This is a genomic window from Enterococcus sp. DJ147D b, from assembly GCF_058216655.1.
This window is the reverse complement of sequence record NZ_CM177104.1, coordinates 181,618-206,318: the sequence shown is the minus strand read 5'-3', so window position 1 is coordinate 206,318 and position 24,701 is coordinate 181,618. Positions and strand designations below refer to the sequence as shown.

Below are 24,701 nucleotides of genomic sequence, written 5' to 3'. Positions count from 1 at the left end.
TTACCTCCTCATAACGGTTTCTCTTACTAGTATAAATAAAAAAACTATTCAAACAAGGTAAAAGCCATTGCTTGAATAGTTTTTGTTTAATATACAAGTTGTTCTTGACGAATTTCCGCTAATTTTTCTTTCACAAGTCGGATGACTTCTTCTTTTGCCTGTGGATCTTCGACAAAATTATAACGATCTCCATCGATTTGAATCTTAGGACTTTCATCATAGTCTTCGTACCATTGATCATATCGACGATTTAATTCTTGATAATAGTCATATAAAGATGGATCAAAGGATAATTGTTCATACGAACGGCCACGCTTTTCGATTCGCTCCAACATGGTATCAAAAGAAACGCGAATATGAATCAGTAGATCAGGATTTTTTTTATGCGCTGCATATGGTAATTCTTCCATCATATTTTCTAGTAATTCATCATAGACACGCACTTCTGTCTCTGTCGCTCTTCCTAAATCTGCATTCAAATGGAACAATAAAGAGTCTTCATAAATTGAACGATCCAAAACATTGTTATCATCCTTCATTGCTTGTTTAATACTTGCAAAACGTTTATTTAAAAAATAAATTTGTAATAAAAAAGCATATTGCTCAGGGTTAGCATAAAACAAAGGTAATACTTCATTATCATCGATTGATTCATAAAAAGCCTGACTATTAAATTCTTCAGCTATCATTTCTGTTAAACTTGACTTTCCTGCGCCAATTGTACCAGCTAAAACGATCACGCTCATTTACCTCCAACTCACTTCATCACTAAATATTGTATATGTTTTTCAATCTTTTTAAATATACCCCCAATATCTAGTAGTGTCAAATAGAATTCATTTGAAATTATTTGACGAAAAACTAAAAAAAATTCTTAAGAAAACAGTGATTTTTGGTTAGAAAACGTATTCTTGGTTTTACTTATTGAGCGGATTTAGTAAAATAAGGAGGAAATGATTTTTGGTTTGTTTTTTTTCTATAGTATTAAACCAAATTCTCGTTGAGTAGCGCAACTATTTAGGGCGCTTTATTTTTTGTCTAAAAGTTACTGTTATGTGAGGAAAAGGAGTTAAGTTATGGCAAACTATGGCCAAGGGGAATCAAGTGGAAAAATTATCTTGATGGGTGAGCATGCCGTTGTATATGGTGAACCGGCAATTGCCTTTCCCTTCTATGCAACGAAAGTCACTGCACAATTTGAAACGTTAGTTGAAGACGTCAATCAAGATCAATTGTTTTCAGCTTATTATGTAGGAAAATTGATTCATGCACCACAATCACTCAAAAATATCAAAGCTCTAGTCACACAGTTAAAACAAGATCACGGTATCAAGGAGTCAATCAGTCTCACTATTGAAAGTACGATACCTTCTGAACGCGGAATGGGATCTAGTGCTGCCGTGGCAGTAGCAATCACACGCGCTTTTTATGATTATCTTTCACTTTCATTCACACATGAAACGTTGTTAAGCTATGTTCAGATTTCTGAAAAGATTGCTCATGGCAACCCAAGTGGCATCGATGCTGCTGCTACCAGTAGTCATAATCCAATCTATTTTGTTAAAGGGCAACCTTTCGAGTATTTCACAATCAATTTGGATGCTTTTTTGATTGTTGCTGATACTGGAATCAAAGGACAGACACGTGAAGCTGTTAAAGATGTCGCTCATTTATTTGAAAAAAACTCACACAAAACTGGACAAAAAATTCAACAATTAGGACAACTCACACAAAAAGCAAAACAAGCAATTATCGAGAATGATCCCGAAAATTTAGCACAAGTCATGAATCTTGCACAAGTGACTTTGAGAGAATTAACAATCAGTAATCACTTTCTAGATTTGTTGATTGAAACAGCGTTAACTGCTGGTGCTCTGGGAGCAAAATTAACTGGGGGCGGACGTGGTGGTTGCATGCTCGCTCTTGCTAAAACAAAAACAGAAGCCCAAGCAATTTGTACCGCTTTGGAAGATGCTGGTGCTGTAGCTACTTGGATTCAAGGATTAGGAGTACATACCCATGTTTAAAGGAAAAGCTCGTGCTTACACGAATATTGCGCTCATCAAATATTGGGGAAAAAAAGATGAAGAGCTCATTTTACCAATGAATAATAGTTTATCCCTTACACTAGATGCTTTTTATACTGAAACAGAAGTTATTTTCTCTGATACTTTCACAAAGGATGAATTTTATTTGGATGGTGAGCAACAAAATGACAAAGCAACGAAAAAAATAAGTACTTTTCTCGATCTCGTACGAGAAAAAGGCCAAACAACGCTCAACGCGAAAGTTATCAGTCAGAATTTTGTTCCTACAGCTGCAGGACTTGCTTCCTCGGCGAGTGGCTTAGCTGCGTTAGCTGGTGCTTGTAATGAAGCACTTCAATTAGGTTTAGATAAGACAGGATTATCTCGATTAGCTCGTCGAGGCTCTGGTTCAGCTTGTCGGAGTATTTACGGCGGATTTGTTGAGTGGGAAAAAGGAGTTGACGATCTTACCTCCTATGCAAAGCAAATTCCTTCTGATGGTTTTGAAGATGATCTAGCTATGGTCTTTTTACTACTAAACGATCAGCAAAAAGACGTTTCTAGTCGGGATGGCATGCGTCGCACAGTTGAAACTTCAAGCTTTTATCAAGGTTGGCTTGACTCACTAGATGCAGATTTAGCTCAGTTAAAACAAGCAATTGCCGACAAAAATTTCCAATCTTTAGGTGAAACAATGGAACGAAACGCATTAAAGATGCATGGAACTACACTAGCAGCGAACCCACCATTTACTTATTGGTCTCCTGATAGTTTAAAAGCCATGCAAGCGGTCCGTAATTTGAGAAAACAAGGCATTCCATGTTACTTTACAATGGATGCTGGTCCAAATGTAAAAATTTTAGTTAAAAAAAAACATGTCGCTGCAGTCAAAACAGCTTGTAGTCATTTATTTAGCAAAAAACAAGTCGTTTCAGCCCAAGCAGGTTCTGGAATGACGATTATCAAGTAAAGGGAGATTTTTATGATTGAAGTATCTGCACCGGGAAAACTTTACATTGCTGGTGAGTATGCAGTTGTAGAAACTGGGCATCCTGCCATCATCGTGGCTGTTGACCAATTTGTCACAGTAACAGTCGAAGCGGCGAGAAAAGTGGGAAGTATCCAGTCTGCTCAATATAGTGAGATGCCGATTCGCTGGACTAGAAGAAATGGGGAGCTAGTTTTAGATATTCGAGAAAATCCATTTCATTATATTTTGGCAGCAATTCGGTTAACTGAAAAATATGCCCAAGAAAAAAACAGTTTACTTTCTTTTTATGACTTGAAAGTAACCAGCGAGTTGGATAGTTCAAATGGTCGAAAATATGGTCTTGGTTCAAGCGGCGCAGTGACAGTGGCAACTGTTAAAGCATTAAATATTTTTTATGATTTGCACCTAAGCCAGTTGGAAATTTTTAAAATTGCTGCCTTAGCAAATTTAGCTGTTCAAGACAATGGCTCTTGCGGGGATATTGCCGCTAGTTGTTATGGTGGTTGGATTGCTTTTTCGACTTTTGATCATCGTTGGGTCCAACAACAAGAAAAACAACACACAATTAGTGAATTACTTGCAATGGATTGGCCGGGACTTTCGATTGAGCCCCTTGAAGCACCAAAAGATTTACGGTTGCTCATTGGTTGGACCGGCAGCCCAGCTTCTACTTCTGATTTAGTTGATCAAGTTCATCGTTCACGAGAAGACAAAAGGTCTGCTTATGAAATATTTCTTAGCAATAGCGAAAGTTGCGTCAATAAAATGATTCAAGGATTCAAGCAGAACGATGTTGCTCTAATTCAAAAACAAATTCGGCACAATCGGCAATTATTACGTAACTTGTCTAACGTTACCGGTGTGGTGATTGAAACACCCGCGTTAAATGAATTATGTAACTTAGCAGAAGAATACGAAGGTGCTGCTAAGTCCTCTGGCGCTGGTGGTGGTGATTGTGGAATCGTGATCGTTGATCAAAAATCTGGGATTTTACCACTAATGAGTGCATGGGAAAATGCAGAAATCACACCACTTCCACTTCACGTTTATAGTTATCGAAGAAAGGACCAATCATGAATCGAAAAGACGAACACGTTTCATTAGCTAAGGCTTTTCATAATAAGCAAAAAAATGAATTTGACTCTGTTCACCTCGTTCATACTGCGTTGCCACAATTAGCGACAACGGATGTCGACTTATCAACGAATGTTGCTGACTTTACCTTGACCAGTCCGTTTTATATCAACGCTATCACGGGTGGTAGCGAAAAAACAAAAAAAATCAATCGTGACCTCGCAATTGTTGCGCGAGAAACTGATTTGATGATTGCAACAGGTTCAGTTAGTGCTGCTTTGAAAGATTCAAGTTTAATTGACAGTTATGCCGTGATGCGTGAAGAATATCCTGAAGGAAAGATTCTTGCTAATATTGGTGCTGGAACTTCTGCTGAAAAAGCACAAGAAGCGATCCAATTGTTCCATGCAGACGCTTTGCAAATCCATCTCAATGCTCCTCAAGAATTAGTCATGCCTGAAGGGGACCGTGACTTTTCAAACTGGTTGGCATTGATTCAAGAAATTCAGCAAACGATCAGCGTACCTTTAATCGTAAAGGAAGTTGGTTTCGGTATGACACGTGAAACAATCGAACAACTCGCACAAATCGGTGTCAAAACCATTGATGTCAGTGGACGTGGCGGTACTAGCTTTACTCAAATTGAAAATGCTCGTCGAAAAAACCGTGAATTAACTTATCTTGCTGACTGGGGACAGTCAACCGTCACCTCATTACTCGAAGCACACGAAGCCAATGCTACTGTTGAGGTGCTTGCCTCTGGCGGTATACGTTCTGCATATGATATTTTCAAAGCTCTTTGTTTAGGTGCTCAAGCTGCTGGTACTTCTGGTACAGTTTTAACACACCTAATGAATCATGGCGTAGAAGAAACCATTTCATTGATTAAACAATGGCAAGAAGAACTACGCTTACTCTATACTTTAGTTGGTGCTAGAACAACAAATGATTTAAAATATCAGTCACTTATTTTTTCTGGTGCAGTCAAAGATTGGTGTGAAGCTAGAGAAATATCTTTAGTAAAATACGGTCGTCGAAAATAACTGTTCTTAAACTAAGTTAAACTAAAATCGGTTACTAAGAAAAAAACTCCTCTCAAAATAATTTTTATACTATTCGAGATTATCCGGCATAGTTTCGTATTAAGTAGTTCTTAGAATACCGTGTATTCGTAAAAAAGTGTCTGGGACATAATCATTTTGATTATGTCCCAGACACTTTTTAGTTTAATTGAAAGAAACAATCTGCTATTTCCTATGGTTGCTTACCAATATATGCCAAAATTCCACCATCCACATATAAGATGTGTCCATTAACAAAATCTGAAGCACTTGAAGCAAGAAAAATTGCGGGGCCAGCTAAATCACTTGGTTCACCCCAACGTGCAGCGGGTGTTCTCCCTACGATAAATTGATCGAATGGATGGCGTTCGCCATTTTCTTGTAGTTCTCTAAGAGGCGCTGTTTGTGGCGTTGCAATGTAACCGGGGCCAATACCATTACATTGAATATTGTATTGTCCGTACTCAGAAGCAATGTTCTTTGTTAACATCTTCAGACCGCCTTTTGCAGCAGCATATGCACTAACAGTTTCACGACCTAGCTCACTCATCATCGAACAAATATTGATAATTTTTCCGCCACCCTTTTCAATCATATCTGGGATAACGGCTTTTGCTACGATAAACGGCGCATTCAGATCAACATCAATGACTTGTCGAAAATCAGCAGCACTCATTTCAATCATTGGTGTTCGCTTGATGATTCCGGCATTGTTCACCAAAATGTCTACCGAACCAACCTCTTCTTTGATTTGTTTTGTCATCGCTTGAACAGCTTCTTCATCCGTCACATCACAAACATATCCTTTTGCATCAATACCAGCTTCTTGATAGTGTTTGATTCCTTCATCAACAGATTCTTGTGTCAAATTATTAAAAACGATTGTTGCACCTGCTGATGCTAATGCACGAGCAATTTCAAAACCAATTCCATAAACCGCACCTGTAACAAGTGCAACTTTTCCATCTAATCGAAAGCTATCCATTGTAAAATCCATAATGATTTCTCCTTTATATTGGTTTATTTTAATTGATCCATTTGAACCATATCCATGTCTGTATAAGTGATATTTTCTCCGCACATTGCCCAAATAAATGAATAATTACTTGTCCCAACACCTGAGTGGATCGACCAACTTGGTGAAATAACAGCTTGTTCATTTGCAACCACCAAATGTTTTGTTTCATCTGGTTTACCCATCATATGGAATACACGAGTGTCGTCATTTGCATAATCAAAGTAAACATACGCTTCCATTCGACGTTCATGCGTATGACAAGGCATGGTATTCCAAGCACTACCTGGTTCTAAAATCGTATAACCCATTTGAAGCTGACAACTTTCGCAAACATTTGGATGAATGTATTGATAAATTTTTCGTTCATTCAATGTAACACCTTCACCCGTTTCCATTGGCTTGATTTGATCAATACTAATTTTTACATTGGGATATTTATGATGCGCTGGTGCGCTACTCAAATAAAATTTTGCTGGATTTTCAGCATCTTCAGAAGAAAAAATTACTTCTTTCGTTTCTTTCCCAATGTAGTAACCATCTTGTTTTTGCATCGATTCTTTTTGTCCGTCAATTTCAATAAAACCAGGACCACCAATATTGATGACACCTAATTCACGACGCTCTAAGAAATAGTCAACACCTAGTTCTTTATCTAATTTGATTTCTAAAGTAGTTGTTGTAGGTGTCACTCCGCCAAAAATCATGCGATCGTTGTGCGTATAAGTCAAACGAATTTCTCCAGGAACAAATACTTTTTCAACTAAAAATTCATCTCGTAACTGTTCCGTAGAATAATGACAGATATCTTTCGGACTATGTGTATAACGTGTTTTCATTTCTTGCATAATAAATACTCTCCCTATCGTATAATTTTTCCAGAACCACAGGTTAAAAATTGTATGACTTCTTCTTGACTGAATTGATTGCAATCACCATGAACCGTATGTTTTAACGCGGACGCAGCTGTCGCAAAGTTGATTATTTCCTGCGGCGACATGCCCGACAATATACCATGTAATATCCCCCCAGCAAAAGCATCACCACCTCCAACACGATCAACGATCGGTTCGATTTCATGAACTTGTGATTCAAAATAAGTTTCGTCCATCCATAAGGTTCCTACTAGTTGATTTGCGCTAGCTGAATAAACTTTTCTTTTAGTTGAATAGAATGCTTTAATCGTTGGGAACTTCTCTTGCATTTTTTGATAATAATAAATCAGAGGTTCTATTTCTTCTTCTGGTGCTTGATTTACTCCCAACAAGTAAAGCGCATCCATTTCTCCAGCTGAACAAATATCTACTAAAGGTAGCAATTGCTTGATTACTTGGCTTGCTTCTTCTTGCGACCATAGTTTTCCGCGATAATTGATGTCAAAACTGATCAAACATCCTGCTTCTTTCGCCACTTCCATCAATCTTTTTGTCATCTGCTGCCATTCGATAGACAAAGCAGGTGTGATTCCAGAGACATGGAAGATGTCAACGCCTTCAAATAAATTTTTTAATGACCATTCAATTTCTGTCATTGTCGCAAAGCTGGAACCCGCTCGATCATAAATGACTGAGGCTGCTCGCTCTCCAACTCCAGCCTCCATGTAATATGTCCCTAATCGCTTACCACCGCGTAACAAGTAATTTGTTGACACACCATAGCTTTGAAGATGTTTCTGAACTGCGTCGCCTAGTGCATGAGTCGGAACTTTACTAGCAAAAATGGTTTCATGTCCATAATTTGCTAATGAGATAGCAACATTAGCTTCGCCGCCACCATAATCAGCTCTGAACTGTTCACTTTTTATGATACGTGTTCCTTGAGTTGTCGATAACCGCAACATGATTTCTCCAAGAGTGACCACTTTCCCCATCATGAATTACCCCGCGATTTCTTTCATTTTCGCTGCGTATTGCTTTGCTACTTCTGTCACTTTCTCAAAATCACCTGTAGCAGCTGGCGCAAGTAAATTACCACCCACACCCACAGTTACCACACCAGCATCAAACCAGTCCTGCATATTTTCTAAACTTACACCACCAGTTGGCATAATGTTGACTTGTGGCATAGGTGCTTTAAATGCCGAAACAATACTTGGACCAAATGCACTACCAGGAAATAATTTCACGATATCTACACCACTCTTCAGTGCTGTTTTGATTTCATCAATCGTCATACACCCTGGTAAATAAGGCACTTGATATAAATTACATAACTCCGCCGTTTCTTTATCAAAACATGGACTAACAATATATTCTGCACCAGCTAAAATCGCTAAACGAGCAGTTACTGCATCTAAAACCGTTCCAGCTCCAATGACAATCTCTTCTTGTTCTTGATACGTTGCTAAAAGTTCTTTGATAACTTGATCTGCTTGTGGCACAGTAAACGTAAGCTCGATTCCTGTTAAGCCACCTTTGATAATTGCATGACAAGCATTCAGAGCTTCTTCACTTGTTTTTCCACGAACTACAGCAATCACACCGGCATTTTTCAATCGAGATAAAATATCAAATTTTTTCATTTTCTCCACCTCTTATTTCCTATTTAGAAATTAAGTTTTATAATTTGGAAATCTATACTCGTATTATAAAGGAGAAAAGAAAAAATGCAAACGCTTTTTCATTTTTTCGTTAAGGTTTCTTCTATTTTTTGTTTCGTTTGCTTTACCGTTGCCACAATTTGATTTTTAATTTCACCTGTTAAACGATATTTGGGCATACTGATACTAAAAGCACCAATAATTTCTTCATTTTTGACAATAGCTGCTCCGATACAAAAGATATCTTGTTCCATTTCTTCGTCATCATAAGCAATTTTGGATTGTTGTACTTTTTCAATCTCACTTTTTAAACGTAATGGGTTAGTAATCGTATACTCCGTAAATGGAACGAGCGGATGCTTCGTCAAATATGCATCATATTGTTCCTCATCAAACTCGGCTAGTACGGCTTTTCCCATAGCAGAACTATAGAGTGGTCTAGTCACTCCGATTTTTGAAGACATTCGGATCGTTTGATTTTTCGCTTCTAGTTTATTGACGTATAAAATTTCTTCATTATTTAAAACTCCTAGATGAATGGTTTCATCAATTGTGTCTTGGAGTTGTTCAAGATACGGCCGCGTTGCTTCCACTAAATCTTGCTCTTCAATACTTTTATTCGCATAACGGATAAATTTACTGCCTAGACGATAATTTTTGTCAACGTTTTTATTTGTGTATCCTATTAAAGTTAATGTATCTAAAATTTTTAAAGCAGTAGAAGCAGTCATTCCTGTGCCTTTAGCAATTTCTTGTAAGGAAGAATCTGGCGTTTCTGCTAAATAATCTAAAATAGATGATGCTTTAATCAAAACTGTTCCATAAGGTTTTTTATTTTCCATATTGTACACTCCCGTTTCTTTATAGGAAAATTATAGCGGAAGTTTTTAAATATTAAAAGAACCAACCATGGAACAAAGAGGTATTTTTCTTTCTCAATAAGAAAAATACCTCCATTTTTTTACGATTTACATCAAACTCCGATAAAGAGTGATAATATCTTCCAATGATGTTTCTTTTGGATTTCCTGGTGTACATACATCACGTAAGGCATCTTCTGCAATTGCTGGAATATCCTCTTCTTTCACACCCAATTCTGAAATAGTCGCTGGAATTCCGACAGCTTGGCTTAAACGATTGATTTCTCTACAAGCTGCTTCTCTTACTTCTTCTAATGCCATCTCTTTTGCTTCAGTAATTTCTAAGGCAAGTGCAATTTCACGATACTTTTCGCCAGTTTCGTTTTTATTGTATTTCATCACCGTTGGTAACAAAGTGGCACAAGCCACACCATGAGGAATGTCATACCAAGCGCTTAAAGGATGCGCCATTCCATGAACCAATCCTAACCCCACATTTGAAAAGCCCATCCCAGCAATATACTGACCCAATGCCATTTTTTCACGACCAGTTTGTTCACCATTGACAGATGCCTCTAAAGCATGACCGATGATTTCAATTGCTTTTAAATGAAGCATATCTGTCATTTCCCAAGCATTTTTTGTAATAAAACCTTCAATTGCATGTGTCATAGCATCCATACCTGTTGATGCGGCTAATTTTGAAGGCATCCCCATCATGAGATCACTGTCAATAAATGCTACAATTGGAATATCATGCGGATCAATACATACAAATTTACGATGATTATTTTCATCGGTGATTACGTAATTTATGGTTACTTCTGCAGCAGTACCAGAAGTTGTTGGTACAGCCAAAATAGGTAAGCAGGGCCTTTTTGTATCGGCTACTCCCTCTAAGCTGACGACATCTGAAAATTCTGGATTATTTACAATGATACCAATTGCTTTGGCTGTATCAATTGGTGAGCCTCCTCCGATAGCAATTAAACAATCTTTTTTGCAAAAGCTACACCAGCTTGTACTTGCTGGATAGTAGGGTTTGGAGTAATATCCTCATAAATCTCATAAGCAATATCCGCAGCATCTAAATGTTCCGTTACTTTAGTGGCTACTTTATGCTCAATCAAGCCTTTATCGGTAACCACTAATGCTTTTTTAAATCCTCGTTTTTGAAATTCTGACACAATTGACTTAATTGCCCCTTTGCCAAAATAGGCTGTTTCATTTAAAACCATTCGTTTACTCATTTTATTTCCCTCCTTATTTACAGTTGGATTCATACTAAAATAGCCTGCATGATCCCTAAAGCTGGAACACTGGTTTTAACTCCCAATTAATCGGTGATGCATCAACATTCGTTTCCATGATGTCTTCCATGTATTTCCACCATTTTTGATTGATGGGCGTATTTGCCATTTTTAGCCAAAGTACCTCATCTGTTATTTCAAGATAAGCAAATAAAGTAGAACTACTTGGTTCAAGATAAATAGTATAATTTACTACTCCGTGTTCTCGTAAGGCAAGTCGCATTTCAGGCCACAGGTGCTCATGTCTATCTTGGTACTCTTCTTGTTTATCCGGATAGATTCTCATACAAAATACTTTTACGGGCACTCTAGACACCCACTTTATCTTGAGAAACATTCAAGAAACCCTCTCTTGGTGATACCCCAAAGGTCTCTGATAAACGCCATAGATCTTCGTCTGTAATTGTTTGTTGTATCCCCCCCTGCGCGCACACATAGGTATACACTTTTGCTGCCTTTTCAGCTGTTTCAATCAAGCCAAACACTTCATCCATCTCTTTTCCTGCACCATAAATTCCATGTTGTGGCCACAAAACCAGACGTGTTTTTTTCATTTTTTTTGCAGTAGCCTCCCCAATCTCATTGCTACCTGGCACCATCCAAGGAAGAATCGAAACCCCTTCTGGAAATACAACTAAACATTCTGTACACATCTGCCATAACGTACGCGTAAACTCTCTTTCGTCTAATGAATGAGTGAAACTCATCGCTAGTAAGTGCGTCGCATGATTATGCATGATAATACGGTGTTCTGGGTCAACAGACAATCGTGCGCAATGACTCATTAAATGACTAGGTAACTCACTTGTTGGTAAAGCATCATTTTCTAATCCCCATAATAAGTCTAGCGACCGTCCATCCTCTGATACTCGTACAATACCTAAATTTTCTGCTGGTTCCTCACAAACATTTTTAAAATACCTACCCGATCCTGTCACAATAAAATAACATCCAGCTAACTTTTCTGTCTTAAAATCCATTGGAATCTTTCGAAGTACATCCGTCGTCGTTAAAAATGGCGTTATTTCTTCTTCCTTCAGCAAATAGGAAATATTCCCACCATTTCGTTCATCCCACCCCAAACGATAAAGATTCGCTGTTGTTTTCATCATTTCTTGAACAAAAGGAGCTTGTAGAATTGATAATTTTTTCACTATGATCACCTACTACTTTCTTAAATCTAAAACTTCTTTTTGATAGTTGTTAACGACTTCAAGCCAATCTAAACCAATTGGAACATCATTTTGATAACAAAAATAATTCCAAACATCCGCATAAGGAAAATCTTTAAGCTCTTCGGTATACGCCATTCGTGTAGTAAAATCAAAATTATTTTCCCATTTCTTTAATTGTTGTATTGGCTCTAACATTGCTTTCATCAATGCCTTTTGCGTATTACGTGTTCCAATAACCCAAGCTGCAACTCGATTGATTGTTGCATCAAAAAAATCAAGACCAATGTTCGTTTTTTCAAGTAAATCACCACGGACTAATTCTTTTGCAATTTCTTGCAATTCGTCGTCCATCAAAACAACATGATCAGAATCCCAACGCACTGGTCGACTCACATGTAACATTAGCCCTTTACTAAACAAAGCTAAAGCGGATAATTTATTGGAAATCACTTCTGTCGGGTGAAAATGTCCAGCATCCAAGCAAATCAATTTATCCCTAGTAAGTCCGTAACCTAAATAAAATTCATGCGAACCGACAGTATATGCTTCTGCCCCTAAACCGAATAATTTACTCTCCACCGCATCTTGCACATCTATTTCGTTTAGCTTCTCTTTAAAAATTTCATCTAGTGATTCCATCAAACGTTGCCGCGGAGTGAAGCGATCAATCGGAAGATCCTTCATTCCATCAGGTACCCAAAAATTATTGATACACGTTTGACCTGTTTCTTTTCCAAAATACTCTGCAATTTTTCGGCACCTCTTGCCATGCTCAATCCAATATTGACGAACGTTTTCATCAGGATGTGCCAATGTAAAGCCGTCCTTCATCATTGGGTGTGAAAAAAAAGTAGGATTAAAATCAAGACCTAATCCAGTTTCTTTTGCCCAATCAACCCACTTTTGAAAATGTTTAGGTTCAAGTTGATTTAACTCCACTGACTCTTGTGTATCGAGATAAATCGCATGTAAATTCAGTTTATGTTTGCCAGGAATCAAGGAATAAGCGATTTCTAAATCTTGACGCAACTCCGTTGGTGTTCGCGCTACACCAGGTTGATCTCCTGTTGCCATAATGCCACCTGTTAGTTCGCCATCAGGATTTAAAAAACCTTTTACATCATCACCTTGCCAGCAATGAACAGAAATCTTAACCTTTTGCATCTGCTCAAGGACTTCATCTGTATCTACGCCGATTTCTGCATATTTTTCTTTTGCGTACGCATAATTTTTTTCAACTGTCTTCATTTGCTTACTCCTCCATCACTTGTTAAATACTTTAGTTGTTGCTTTTCTGGATAAAAAAATTGACTAGGAAATGATTTTCGAACTTCTTCACGTGCTTCTTCAACTGTTGCAAATTCACCAACGCTAAGCATTTGTTGCAAAATATTGCCAATAGCAGTCGCCTCTCCTGGTCCAGACTCTACAACAATACCTGCATAATCTGCTGTCAGTTGATTTAGTAGATGATTGTTTGTTCCACCTCCGACAATCACAATTTTTTGTAATTCTTGCTTGGTCAACTGTTGGAGTTTTGTTAATTCTTTTGCATAACATAATGCTAGATTGTCATAGACACACCGCGCAATTTCACCTGCTGTTTTTGGTATTTTTTGATTGGTTTCGACACAATAATCTTGTAACTCTTCAATCATATTTTGTGGATTCAAAAAACGTACATCATTGATATCAATGATTTGTTGAAGAGGTTCTTCTTTGCAAGCTAGTTCAGCAAGTTGTGCATAAGAATAACGATACTTTTGTAAACGAGCAACTTCTTGAATCAACCACATCCCCATAATATTTTTTAAAAAGCGAACCGATTGATTGGCTCCCCATTCATTACTATAATTTTCATCAAAAGCTTGTTTTGATAATTCGAATTTAGTTGTTTCAATTCCTAACAATGACCACGTGCCACTACTTAAATATGCCCATGTGTCATTGCTTCCAGGAGTCCCTAAAATAGCAGAAGCTGTATCATGACTTGCAACATTGATTACTGTTGCATCTGGTAAATCATAATTAGGAAAATTTATTTTTTTCACTGGACCTAAAATTGTGCCTGGATCCACTAATGGAGCAAACAACTTTTTATCAATATCCAAAATGGTTAATAAGTCTTCATCCCAAATTTTTGTTTCGACATTTAATAACTGCATAGTCGACGCATTTGTTTTTTCTGTGACCATTTTCTCCGTTAAAACATATCCTAAATAGTCAGGTATCAATAACAATTTATCTGCTTCTTTTAAGACACTCTTCTCCTCCACAAATAACTGGAATAATGTATTAAATGGTTGAATCTGAATACCTGTTTTCTGATATAGTTTTGCTAATGGATATCCTTGCGCAAAGTTTTGAACAGCTAGTTTTGTTCGCGAATCTCGATAAGCAATTGGTTCCGCCATCCGCTCCCCATGCTTATTTATCAGACAATAGTCTACCGCCCAAGTATCAATCCCAACAAAGCATGACTCTATTCCAACTTTCTTGACTTTCTCTAAACCTATCAAAATTTCTTGAATCAGATAATCCATTTGCCAGCGCTCATGTCCCTGTTTTTTTATAAATCCATTTTTAAATCGATGAACTTCTTCTAGACACAATCGACCTTGCACATTTTGCCAGCTAACGATAACTCTTCCACTAGAGGCACCAATATCGATTGCAACAAATGCTGATTTCATTTTCCACCTCTTTTATTACGCCTTTTAGTAAGCGTTATCATTTGTTGAATAAGGCAATTATAGTACAACTATAGACATTTCTCTGCACACTATATTGGTTTACAATTGCACTATCTTGATAAAAAGGAGAAAGAGATGAATTACTGGGAAAAAGCAAATCATACTTGGTCAGAAGATTCTTGTCGCGTTATTTTGACGCCCACTCAAAGAAGTCAAAATTTATTTTTTTATATTCAAGAGATTGGACATTTCAAAGCATCTATTCCTTACTACACTGAGCGAACAAACTTACCTTCTTACTTGATTAAATTTACGTTGTCTGGCGAAGGTATGCTGCTTTATAAAGAAAATAAGTATCATTTATGTGCAGGGGATATTTTCTTCATTGATTGTCAGGAATATCAATATTACCAAACAATCAGTGACACACCTTGGGAAATGGATTGGGTTCATTTTAACGGTAGCAATGTTGCTTATTTTTATGAAGAATTCATCAAAGATGGTCAGCCAATTTTTCATACACCAACTGATCCATTCGATAACAAAATTCACCAGTTAATAACCGAACTGATACATACACAACAACAAGCAAACACACGTACTGAATTTCAATCTTCGTTAGTCATCCACGAGTTACTTAATGAACTGATTTTGCAAAAATATCAATTGGATTTCAAAGAAGAAGATATTCCAAACTACATTCGTGATTTACAGCACTACTTAGATGAACACTTCAGAGAAAATATTACTTTAAGACAATTAGAGCAGCGATTTTTACTGAATAAGTATCAGATAAGTAAAGACTTTTCTAAATTTATTGGATCTCCACCAATTGATTATTTAATTAATAAAAAATTGTCTTATGCAAAAGATTTACTTCGCTATACAGACTTTACGATTCGTGCGATAGCCGAAGAGATAGGGATAGATAATTTTGCGTACTTTAGTCGGCTATTTAAGCGAAAGACCGGACGCTCCCCAAGAGAATTTCGGCAATTTAATTAAAAATATGAGATTGTTCCTGAACTGTTTAAGAACACAAAAAAGAAAAGAAATCGTCACACCTACAAGTTCTTTTTGCAGGTGTGACGATTTCTTTTGAATTGATTTTCACCGCTCATCTTCAAAATGTTCATAATGAACAATCTGATTTTGCGTATTCCGTTTTAAAAATTCTTTCGGTGTCAGTCCGAATTCTTTTTTAAAAGCTTTTAGAAAATGTGGATAAGATGTAAACCCACATTTACTATAAATAGCACTAGAGCTATGATATTCTTTTAATAGTTGTTTCGCATAAAGTAATTTCTTTTTCATAACATACTGATGGAACGTAAAACCTGTATATTTTTTGAATTCTCTTGTAATGTGATATTTACTTACAAAAAACTTTTTTTCCATCTCTTCTAGAGTCAGTGGATGTGACAAATTTTTTGAGATATATTCTAGCATTTGTTCAACTCGTTCATTCAGAATCACGGCATTTTCTACGTGAGTCTGTTCTTCTTTTTGAACGATCCTATTCAAAAAAATAAAGTAATCCACTAATGTTTGTTCATATTTAATATCCTCTCCATAACTCTGTTTATTAGGTGGATAATCAATAAAGGCTAATTTTTCTCTTAATAATTTAGGAGGGACTTTCAAGATACGGCTCCGCTTATCCCCCAGTGGTTTAAAACAAGAAGTTAGATTAGACCATTGTGTAGATCGACTTTCTAAAAATGAGGATGTAATAAATATGTATACTCTCTCAAAAACGTCTGAGGATTGGCGAACAATACGATGTAAGTCATTGGAATGGATCAACAAAATATTTCCTTCTTCAATCGTAAATTGTCGGCCGTTCAAGTAAAAAGTTGCTTTCCCTTTCAAAGTTGCATGGACTTCATAAAAATCATGATAATGATAAAGTGTTTGACTTTGGCTAACGACATTTTTCACATGATAAATTTCATATTGATTTGACACCATCGTATTGACTTGTTCACCATTTATTTTTTTTTGATTCATTGATCGTCCCTCCCAAAGCCTCGTTTATTCAATGGTGAATAAACAATATCATAGCCCATTTTACTTTCCTCTTAAGTATCGCTCTCTTGATTCATTGGCTAGTAACTTTTATCCAAACGAATATGAGTCCTCAATTAACTTAACGGCACGTTGAATAGCTCGGTCCTTTGTCTCCTCCAAAACAACAAATAAATAAGGCTTCTTCTGTGCAATCAGCTTTATGATTTTTTGATAGTCCATCATTCCTTCACCCAAATTTACAGGTATAATTTGTTGTTTTTCTACAATAAAGTCTTTTAAATGAACCGCACATATCTTTTCGCCAAATGAATCAAAGGCGCTTTCTACAAGTTGGACTTGTTGTTGATAATTATCACTACTAATCAGGTTCGTTGGGTCTAAAATGATGCCTAAATAATCAGAATCTACAGCTTCAATTAGCTGACAAACACGTTCTAGCGAATAGATTGGATGGTTCAAACCCGGTTCGATTCCTACCACCATGTTGTACTTTTCTCCTGCATTCACTAATCGACGGATTACCGTAACTGCAGTTTCAAAAGCTTTGTCTGTAAAATTTTCTTCTGTATAACGTATTTCTGGAAAAACACAACCTGTCTCTGTGGCAACTATAGCGGCACCAAAAGAAGTAGCATACTGTAAATAATGTTCAAATTTGAGTAACAACTGTTCCCTGACTTCTAAATCCGGATGAATCATATTGATATAACAACTCAAAATACCTATATGAACATTTTCTTGCAATAATGTCCGCTTCATAAAATTACCCATCCCGGCATTGATGGCAGAAGCATCGGAATTGAGACCTTTAAAAGATAGTCCTAACGCTAGTTGTAGTGTATGCACTCCTTGATCACTTGTTTTTCTAGCCAGTTCTTCGGCTGTATGAACACCAGAAAGATCATGTCCACGTATCGTTAGATTTAACATTTTCTTTCTCCTATCCTAATATATCAGGTAACCACATTACAAGCTGTGGGAAGTACGTAATTAAGAATAAAACACCTAATATCACGCCGTAAAAAGGTAATAGTGGTTTAAGCATGGATTCTGCTTTTACTCCGCCTACACTAGCTCCAACATATAATCCTGTGCCAACTGGAGGAGTAATCGAACCTACACATAAATTCATTATCGAAAACAAACCGTAATGAACAGGGTCAATACCCACACTTGTCACGATTGGTAAAAAGATGGGAGTAAAAATCATAATTGCTGGCGCCACATCCATAAACATCCCGACTAACAATAAAACGACATTGACCAATAATAAAATAATCATTTTGTTATCAGTAATCCCTATAATCATACTACTAATTGCTTGAGGTATTCCTGTAAAAGCCATTGAGAATGACATCATTGATGAAGTAGCCAGCAAAAACATAATTGTCCCTGACATCGCAACCGCTTGAACCAACATATTTGGAATATCTCTTAACTTAACCGTTTTATAATAAAACATCGAAATCAGTAATGAATAAATCACAGCAACTGCTGAAGCTTCTACTGCAGTAAATATGCCTGTTAAAATCCCACCAATGATAATAAGAATCAACAATAAACTGGGAATTGCTTCTTTCAATACTTTACCTGAATGTTTTATCTGATTTTTTTGTACTGTAGGGTATTTATTCTTTTTAGCAACCACAAAAGCAACTACCATGATTCCTAATGCCCAAAGTGCGCCTACGAGATATCCTCCCATAAACAAAGCCGAGATAGAAGTCCCACCTGCAACTAATGAATACATAATAAATGCTGTACTTGGCGGAATAACCATTCCAGTAGGTGCCGAAGCAATGTTCACTGCCGTTGCAAACTTGCGATCATAGCCTTCTTCCACTTGTTGAGGAATTAGTACGCCACCAATGGCTGTTGAAGCAGCAATTGCTGAACTCGAAATTGAGCCAAATAAAGCATTTCCCAATACATTCGTATGCGCTAGAGAGCCCGGAATACGTCCGACAAAAAGCATCGAAAAATCTACTAACTTTTTCGCTATCCCACCATTATTCATAATTATTCCTGAAAAGACAAAAAATGGAATCGCTATTAGAGAAAAGCTATTAATACTCCCAACCATTTTCTGTGCTGAACTAAAGGTAGCAACATCAAAAGGAATCACTAGCAGCAGCGCCATCATTGATGAAAATGCAATACTAATTGCAATTGGCATCCCTACAATAAGCAATATAACAAAAACGAAAAACAGAACCATTCCAGCTTCTAATGCCATATTATTTCTCCATTTCTATACTTTTTCAATTATTTAACAGTATTGAATGTATCAATCAAATTTATTAAACTGTAAACAACAATCAGGCAGCCTGATACAGGTACCGATAAATAAACATAGCCCATAGGTATTCCTAACGAGGGAGATAATTGTCCCATCGTCAAGGTAACCGCATTCATTCCACCATAAACCATAATAATAGTAGCAAATAATAGAAACAATGTTTGTACTACTATCTCTAACACCCAACTTCTAGTTCCTGTTAATTTTTCACTTAAAATTGTTACAGCTAAATGTGCTTTTTGTCCTACAACGTAAGCTGAAGAAAGCATGGCAAACCAGACAAGTCCAAAACGAACAAATTCTTCTGTCACGGTATTGGGATTACCTAATACCGTCCGAGAAAACACTTGCCACAAAACTACTCCTACCATTGCAAGTAACAATACAGCACCAATAATTTCTAACAATTGATTCATTATTTTTTTCATTTATTAGGCTCCTTGATCTTGAATTTGCTGGTACAGTTGTTGATAAACTGGATCATTTTTGAATTCATCATGAAGTGGAGCCACTGCTTCACGAAATGGCGTATTATCGACTTTATTAAATTTAACCCCATATGCTTCTTGCGCAGTTGCTTTTTCTTCCTCAACAGCCTTAGAAAAGGCTTCAATTTCAAAAACTGTCGATTCTTTTGCTGATTCATAAATCGCCGTTTCTTGCTCTTCTGTTAGTTGCTCTTTGATTGCATCGTTCATAATCATAATATCCGGTACACGAGTATGTTCATCATAAGAATAGTATTTCGCAACTCCTCCATGCCCTGCTGTATGTAACACAAATTCATTATTCTCGGAACCATTGATCAAATTCGATTGTAAAGAAGTATAAACTTCATCACTTCCCATAGGTACCGCAGATCCGCCAAGTAATTCTACCATTTTAATAGCTGTTTCACTTTGCATAACACGGATTTTCTTTCCTAACAAATCTGATGGTGTTTGAATAGGACCATCAACCATATAAAAGCTTCGCTGACCTGAATCATAGTAGGTTAAACCAGTAAAACCTAAATCTGTGGTTGATTGATAAATCGGCGTCATTATTTCTTCATTGTCCATTACGTCAAAAAAGTGTTTTTCACTTTCAAATAAGTATGGAACAGAAAAAATAGAGTAATTTTTTGAAAAACTTTCTAAAGCAGAGGCACTGACTTTTGTAAAGTCTACGGCTCCTGACTGAGTTAATTCAATCAATTCCCTTTCACCGCCAAGTTGACCATCTGGAAAATATTGAATTTTAACTGTTCCGTCTGTCTTTTCCTCTACTAATCGACCAAATTCGTTCATCGCATCAATCACAGGCTGACTATTACTAGCATAAGCAAAACGTAAATTGATTGTTTCTTTTTCATCTGTAGCTGTAACGTTTACAGCACTACCGCAACCATTTAATCCCAGTAAACTCAAGCCAAATATTCCTGCTAGCAAGATTACTTTTTTCATTTTGTCTTCCTTTCTTTTTTAACAATACGAAACTAACAATTCTGTTAAACAAAGCATCGTTAACGATTGACCATATGGCATAGCAGTAATTCCAATATTGCGATAAAATTCTAAATCGTCCCCCATTCCTGTACCGATCGAAACATTGTGTACTTCACCATTTTCATCAATTTGTTCTAATAAACCTTGTATTGCACGATAAGCAACTTCTTTATACTTTGGTTCCAAATATCTCTTATGAACAGCTTTTAAGATGCCATATGCAAAGCCAGCTGTTGCTGATGATTCAACATAAGAGGACTCATCATCCAATAATGTATGCCACAAACCGCTTTCTGCTTGATATTTAGCTAATGTCTGAACCTGCGCTTCTAACGTTTCAACTAAAAGTTTTCGTAGAGCGTCATCTTTAGATAATTCTAAAATCTCAATGATTTCAGGGATTGCCATTGTTAACCAGCAATTACCACGCGCCCAAAACGCTTCCGCATAATTGTGATTTCCTTCAAAGGTCCAACCGTGATACCACAAACCAGTACGTTTATCCATCAAATATTTAATATGGATCATAAACTGATAACGAGCCTCTTCTAAATACTCTGAGCGATTTAATAACTTCCCAATTTTAGCCAGAGGTAATACTGTCATCATCAAGGTGTCATCCCATAACTGATTTTTATTTTCTGGACCATATGTCGCATGCTGTAACCCTTGTTCGTTTGTTCTAGGCATCTCATACATTACCCATTCTGCCCATTGTTCCAAGTAAGGTAAATAGCGTGAATCCTTTGTATCTTCATACAAATAAGCCATTGTTAATAATGGAGCCATCGTATTTACATTTTTTGGTGGTGCGCCTTCTTCCATACGTGCTTCAAACCAATCATTAACAACTTCTAAAGCTCGATGATTTTTAGTTAATTGATAATTCTTATAGGTCCCATACAGACCAATTCCTTGTGGCCAATTCCATACTGTCCAGCTTTTATCATCAACCTTTAATCCATCAAAATCCAATAGAAAATCGCCACTTTCATCTTTTATGGTTGTTAAATTTTCTAAAAGTAAAGCAATTTTCTCTTTTACTAATTCTTTTGGTACAAAAATTTCTTCTTTAATAATTGACATTTCATCCACGTCCTTTCTAAAACGCTTTCATTTATTGATATCCTTAATATAGCAAGAATCCTATACCCTATAAATAGGATAAATTGAGAAAAAAATATCTAAAGTTGATCTTATGTTTGAAATTTTTACCTATCTTAATAATTGATAGCTAAGTGGTCATCGAAATGTTTCTCTCTTTTTCAATGACAAAATTTTTTATAAGTAATCTCACAAGTACATATTTGAACGCATATTTTCTCTTTACACAAAAAAATTGTCTGAATGAGAGAATCATTCAGACAAACTTACATGAATCCATATAGTTTTAAATCCCCCACACAAATTTGAGCGGAAATTTGTGTGGGGGATTCCGGTAGCGGACAGCTGTCAGCCGTACGCTATCTTTTAACAATCATTAAGCTTTGTAAGCATCAATGATGATTTGTTTTAATTCGCTAATTAATGGTTCTTTTGGATTAGCAGTTGTACATTGGTCTTCGTAAGCTAATTCAGCCATACGATCAACTGTTGTATCAAGTGTCTCTTGTGTTACGCCTTGTGCTTTCAAGTTCATATCAATACCTACATTTTGACCTAACTCATAGACAGCTTCTGCTAATGCATCTACTAACTCAGCAGTTGTTTCACCTTTTAATCCTAAGAATTTAGCAATGTCTGCATAATCTGTATCTGCACGGAAGTAGTCATATTTAGGGAACATTGCGTGTTTTTGTGGATCTTTTGCGTTGTAGCGAATAATGTGTGGTAACAAGATTGCATTTGTACGTCCATGAGGAATACCATATTCACCACCAATTTTGTGGGCGATTGAATGACAAATCCCTAGGAACGCATTTGCAAACGCCATACCAGCCATTGTTGACGCATTATGCATTTTTTCACGTGATTCCATATCAGGTGTTTTTACTGATTTTTCTAAATAATCAAAGACCAACTTGATTGCTTGTAGACTTAAGCCACGAGTATAATCAGATGCCATGACAGAAACATATGATTCAATTGCGTGCGTCAAGACATCCATACCAGTATCTGCAGTCACAGAAGCCGGAACTGACATAACAAATTGTGGGTCAACAATTGCAACATCTGGTGTCAACGCATAGTCTGCTAATGGGTATTTAACATGTGTATCGCTATCAGTAATAACGGCAAAAGGAGTTACTTCCGAACCTGTTCCTGAAGTTGTCGGAATACATACAAATTGAGTTTTTTCAGGTTTTGCAATTTTGTACGTACGTTTACGGATATCTAAGAATTTTTGTTTTGCTCCAAAGAAAGAAGTATCTGGGTGTTCATAGAACATCCACATTCCTTTTGCAGCGTCCATTGCAGATCCACCACCTAATGCGATTACTGTATCAGGTTTGAAATCAGCCATTAGTTTTGTTCCAGCATAAACAGTATCTGTTGAAGGGTTAGGCTCAACATCAGAGAAAACTTCGATTTTCACGTCGTTTTTACGACGAGCGAGCACTTCACGAACTGTATCACAGTAACCAAATTGAACCATTCCTGGGTCACAAACGATCATGACACGTTCAACGTTTTCCATTTTTTCTAAGTAAAGTAATGAATTCTTTTCAAAGAAGATTTTTGGCGGTAATTTGAACCATTGCATGTTATTTCTCCGTTTCGCTACAGTTTTGACGTTGATTAAGTTGACAGCAGATACATTACGAGAAACAGAATTTTTACCATATGAACCACAACCTAAAGTTAATGAAGGAATCATTTCATTGTAGATATTACCAATTCCACCTTCAGCTGATGGTGTGTTAACTAGAATACGACAAGCTTTCATTCGTAAACCAAATTTCACGTGTAAATCTTCGTTTTCTGAATGGATAACAGCTGTATGTCCTAATCCACCAAGATTTAACATACCTTCACATAATTCAAATGCATGATCTGTATTATTTGCTTTAACCATTGCTAAAACTGGTGATAATTTTTCACGTGAAAGTGGATAATCAGCACCAACACCTTCTAATTCAGCAACTAGCATTTTTGTTCCTTCTGGTACTTTGATGCCTGCTAATTTAGCAATTTCCATTGCAGAATGCCCAACAATTGCTGGGTTAACAGCATACTTGCCTTCGTTCATCACCGCATCTTCTAATTTTGCAAGTTCGCTTGGTTTTACAAAATACACTTGATGAGCTTGGAATTCTGCTTTCACAGCTGCATAAATTTCTTTGTCAACTATCACCGCTTGTTCAGATGCACAAATCATTCCATTATCAAATGTTTTTGATACGATTAAATCATTCACTGCACGTTTTACTTTTGCAGTTTTTTCAATGTACGCTGGCACGTTCCCTGGTCCAACGCCTAAAGCTGGTTTCCCAGTTGAATAAGCAGATTTAACCATTCCTGCTCCACCTGTTGCTAAAACAATTGCAATGCCGGGATGATTCATCAACATTGAAGTTGCATCAATTGATGGATGTTCGATCCATTGGATACAGTTTTCCGGTGCACCAGCTGCGATTGCTGCATCACGGACAACACGCGCTGCTTCTGCAGAAGATTTTTGTGCGCTTGGATGGAAAGCAAACACAATTGGATTTCTTGTTTTCAATGCGATCATTGATTTGAAAATCGTTGTTGAAGTTGGGTTAGTTGTTGGTGTTACACCACAAACAACTCCTACTGGTTCAGCGATTTCAATTAATCCTTTTTGAACGTCTTCATTGATTACTCCAACTGTTTTATCATGTTTAATGTTATTCCAAATATACTCTGAAGCATACATATTTTTAATTGCTTTATCTTCATAAATACCACGACCAGTTTCTTCAACTGCCATTTTTGCTAGAGGCATGTGTTGATCTAAGGCAGCCATTGCCATTTCATGTACGATATGGTCCACTTTTGCCTGATCAAAGTCTTCCATTTCCTTTAGGGCTACATTTGCTTTTGTTGCAAGGTCATCGATCATTGCTTGCACGTCGATCGTTTTTACTTGTTCTTTTTCCAATGTCTTAGCCATTGTCTTCCTCCTAGTGGGTATCACTTATTGTTTGTTAACTATTTCACATATGTATCATACA

22 protein-coding genes and 1 pseudogene are annotated in these 24,701 nt (G+C 36.8%); 5 read left to right on the top strand and 18 right to left on the bottom strand.

Annotated features, from left to right (window positions below; translation table 11 throughout):
* Window positions 1-86 precede the first annotated feature (86 nt).
* On the bottom strand, window positions 87-746 hold the full coding sequence (locus tag AC4BD1_RS01040; protein ID WP_490485690.1) for a deoxynucleoside kinase: 660 nt from the start codon (window positions 744-746) through the stop codon (window positions 87-89).
* A 330-nt stretch (window positions 747-1,076) separates the two neighbouring features.
* Here AC4BD1_RS01040 and mvk point away from each other — a divergent pair, with 330 nt between their 5' ends.
* From mvk to fni, 4 genes are read left to right on the top strand one after another with little or no spacing between them, the layout of a single operon-like run.
* Window positions 1,077-2,027: a mevalonate kinase gene (mvk, locus tag AC4BD1_RS01035; RefSeq protein WP_206910147.1), complete on the top strand. Its 951-nt coding sequence runs from the start codon at window positions 1,077-1,079 to the stop codon at window positions 2,025-2,027.
* Window positions 2,020-2,997, top strand: coding sequence for a diphosphomevalonate decarboxylase (gene mvaD, locus AC4BD1_RS01030; RefSeq protein ID WP_490485689.1), 978 nt, complete (start codon window positions 2,020-2,022; stop codon window positions 2,995-2,997). Before mvk ends, mvaD begins: the two co-directional genes overlap by 8 nt.
* A 12-nt stretch (window positions 2,998-3,009) precedes the next feature.
* The gene (locus tag AC4BD1_RS01025; protein WP_206910149.1) at window positions 3,010-4,095 is read left to right on the top strand and encodes a phosphomevalonate kinase; all 1,086 of its coding nucleotides are present in this window, start codon (window positions 3,010-3,012) and stop codon (window positions 4,093-4,095) included.
* The gene (gene fni, locus AC4BD1_RS01020; protein ID WP_206910151.1) at window positions 4,092-5,135 is read left to right on the top strand and encodes a type 2 isopentenyl-diphosphate Delta-isomerase; all 1,044 of its coding nucleotides are present in this window, start codon (window positions 4,092-4,094) and stop codon (window positions 5,133-5,135) included. The genes AC4BD1_RS01025 and fni overlap by 4 nt, the downstream gene beginning before the upstream one ends.
* 211 nt (window positions 5,136-5,346) lie before the next feature.
* Here fni and AC4BD1_RS01015 read toward each other — a convergent pair whose 3' ends face one another.
* The 10 genes and pseudogenes from AC4BD1_RS01015 to rhaB all read right to left on the bottom strand — a co-directional run bounded on the left by AC4BD1_RS01015 (window position 5,347) and on the right by rhaB (window position 14,745).
* Complete coding sequence (locus tag AC4BD1_RS01015; RefSeq protein ID WP_206910153.1) at window positions 5,347-6,150, bottom strand: gluconate 5-dehydrogenase; 804 nt, start codon at window positions 6,148-6,150, stop codon at window positions 5,347-5,349.
* Between the two features lie 23 nt (window positions 6,151-6,173).
* On the bottom strand, window positions 6,174-7,016 hold the full coding sequence (kduI, locus tag AC4BD1_RS01010; RefSeq protein WP_490485688.1) for a 5-dehydro-4-deoxy-D-glucuronate isomerase: 843 nt from the start codon (window positions 7,014-7,016) through the stop codon (window positions 6,174-6,176).
* A gap of 14 nt (window positions 7,017-7,030) precedes the next feature.
* The gene (locus tag AC4BD1_RS01005) at window positions 7,031-8,038 is read right to left on the bottom strand and encodes a sugar kinase (protein ID WP_206910167.1); all 1,008 of its coding nucleotides are present in this window, start codon (window positions 8,036-8,038) and stop codon (window positions 7,031-7,033) included.
* 6 nt (window positions 8,039-8,044) lie between these two features.
* A complete protein-coding gene (locus tag AC4BD1_RS01000; protein ID WP_206910157.1) occupies window positions 8,045-8,689 on the bottom strand; it encodes a bifunctional 4-hydroxy-2-oxoglutarate aldolase/2-dehydro-3-deoxy-phosphogluconate aldolase in 645 nt (214 codons plus the stop codon).
* A gap of 98 nt (window positions 8,690-8,787) precedes the next feature.
* The gene (locus AC4BD1_RS00995) at window positions 8,788-9,549 is read right to left on the bottom strand and encodes an IclR family transcriptional regulator (RefSeq protein ID WP_490466727.1); all 762 of its coding nucleotides are present in this window, start codon (window positions 9,547-9,549) and stop codon (window positions 8,788-8,790) included.
* A 126-nt stretch (window positions 9,550-9,675) separates the two neighbouring features.
* Window positions 9,676-10,817, bottom strand: a pseudogene (gene fucO, locus AC4BD1_RS00990) (lactaldehyde reductase).
* A gap of 55 nt (window positions 10,818-10,872) precedes the next feature.
* Window positions 10,873-11,184, bottom strand: coding sequence for an L-rhamnose mutarotase (rhaM, locus tag AC4BD1_RS00985; protein ID WP_206910162.1), 312 nt, complete (start codon window positions 11,182-11,184; stop codon window positions 10,873-10,875).
* Window position 11,185: 1 nt separating this feature from the next.
* Window positions 11,186-12,031, bottom strand: coding sequence for a rhamnulose-1-phosphate aldolase (rhaD, locus tag AC4BD1_RS00980; protein ID WP_206910163.1), 846 nt, complete (start codon window positions 12,029-12,031; stop codon window positions 11,186-11,188).
* Window positions 12,032-12,043: 12 nt separating this feature from the next.
* Window positions 12,044-13,300, bottom strand: coding sequence for an L-rhamnose isomerase (rhaA, locus tag AC4BD1_RS00975; protein ID WP_490466725.1), 1,257 nt, complete (start codon window positions 13,298-13,300; stop codon window positions 12,044-12,046).
* A complete protein-coding gene (gene rhaB / locus AC4BD1_RS00970; protein WP_490485687.1) occupies window positions 13,297-14,745 on the bottom strand; it encodes a rhamnulokinase in 1,449 nt (482 codons plus the stop codon). The genes rhaA and rhaB overlap by 4 nt, the downstream gene beginning before the upstream one ends.
* A gap of 135 nt (window positions 14,746-14,880) precedes the next feature.
* Here rhaB and AC4BD1_RS00965 point away from each other — a divergent pair, with 135 nt between their 5' ends.
* On the top strand, window positions 14,881-15,750 hold the full coding sequence (locus AC4BD1_RS00965; protein ID WP_490466723.1) for a helix-turn-helix domain-containing protein: 870 nt from the start codon (window positions 14,881-14,883) through the stop codon (window positions 15,748-15,750).
* Window positions 15,751-15,855: 105 nt separating this feature from the next.
* Here the strand turns inward: AC4BD1_RS00965 and AC4BD1_RS00960 are convergent, their stop codons facing one another.
* The 7 genes from AC4BD1_RS00960 to adhE form a co-directional block, all read right to left on the bottom strand.
* A complete protein-coding gene (locus tag AC4BD1_RS00960) occupies window positions 15,856-16,755 on the bottom strand; it encodes an AraC family transcriptional regulator (RefSeq protein WP_206907449.1) in 900 nt (299 codons plus the stop codon).
* A 108-nt stretch (window positions 16,756-16,863) separates the two neighbouring features.
* Window positions 16,864-17,706: a sugar phosphate isomerase/epimerase family protein gene (locus AC4BD1_RS00955; RefSeq protein WP_206907446.1), complete on the bottom strand. Its 843-nt coding sequence runs from the start codon at window positions 17,704-17,706 to the stop codon at window positions 16,864-16,866.
* Window positions 17,707-17,716: 10 nt separating this feature from the next.
* Window positions 17,717-19,012, bottom strand: a complete 1,296-nt coding sequence (locus tag AC4BD1_RS00950) for a TRAP transporter large permease (RefSeq protein WP_490485686.1) — start codon at window positions 19,010-19,012, stop codon at window positions 17,717-17,719.
* Window positions 19,013-19,041: 29 nt separating this feature from the next.
* The gene (locus tag AC4BD1_RS00945) at window positions 19,042-19,503 is read right to left on the bottom strand and encodes a TRAP transporter small permease (RefSeq protein ID WP_490466721.1); all 462 of its coding nucleotides are present in this window, start codon (window positions 19,501-19,503) and stop codon (window positions 19,042-19,044) included.
* Window positions 19,504-19,506: 3 nt separating this feature from the next.
* On the bottom strand, window positions 19,507-20,520 hold the full coding sequence (locus tag AC4BD1_RS00940; protein WP_206907441.1) for a TRAP transporter substrate-binding protein: 1,014 nt from the start codon (window positions 20,518-20,520) through the stop codon (window positions 19,507-19,509).
* Between the two features lie 18 nt (window positions 20,521-20,538).
* Complete coding sequence (gene bglB, locus AC4BD1_RS00935; RefSeq protein ID WP_206907439.1) at window positions 20,539-21,648, bottom strand: beta-galactosidase BglB; 1,110 nt, start codon at window positions 21,646-21,648, stop codon at window positions 20,539-20,541.
* A 394-nt stretch (window positions 21,649-22,042) separates the two neighbouring features.
* Window positions 22,043-24,640: a bifunctional acetaldehyde-CoA/alcohol dehydrogenase gene (gene adhE, locus AC4BD1_RS00930; protein ID WP_206907438.1), complete on the bottom strand. Its 2,598-nt coding sequence runs from the start codon at window positions 24,638-24,640 to the stop codon at window positions 22,043-22,045.
* Window positions 24,641-24,701: the final 61 nt, after the last annotated feature.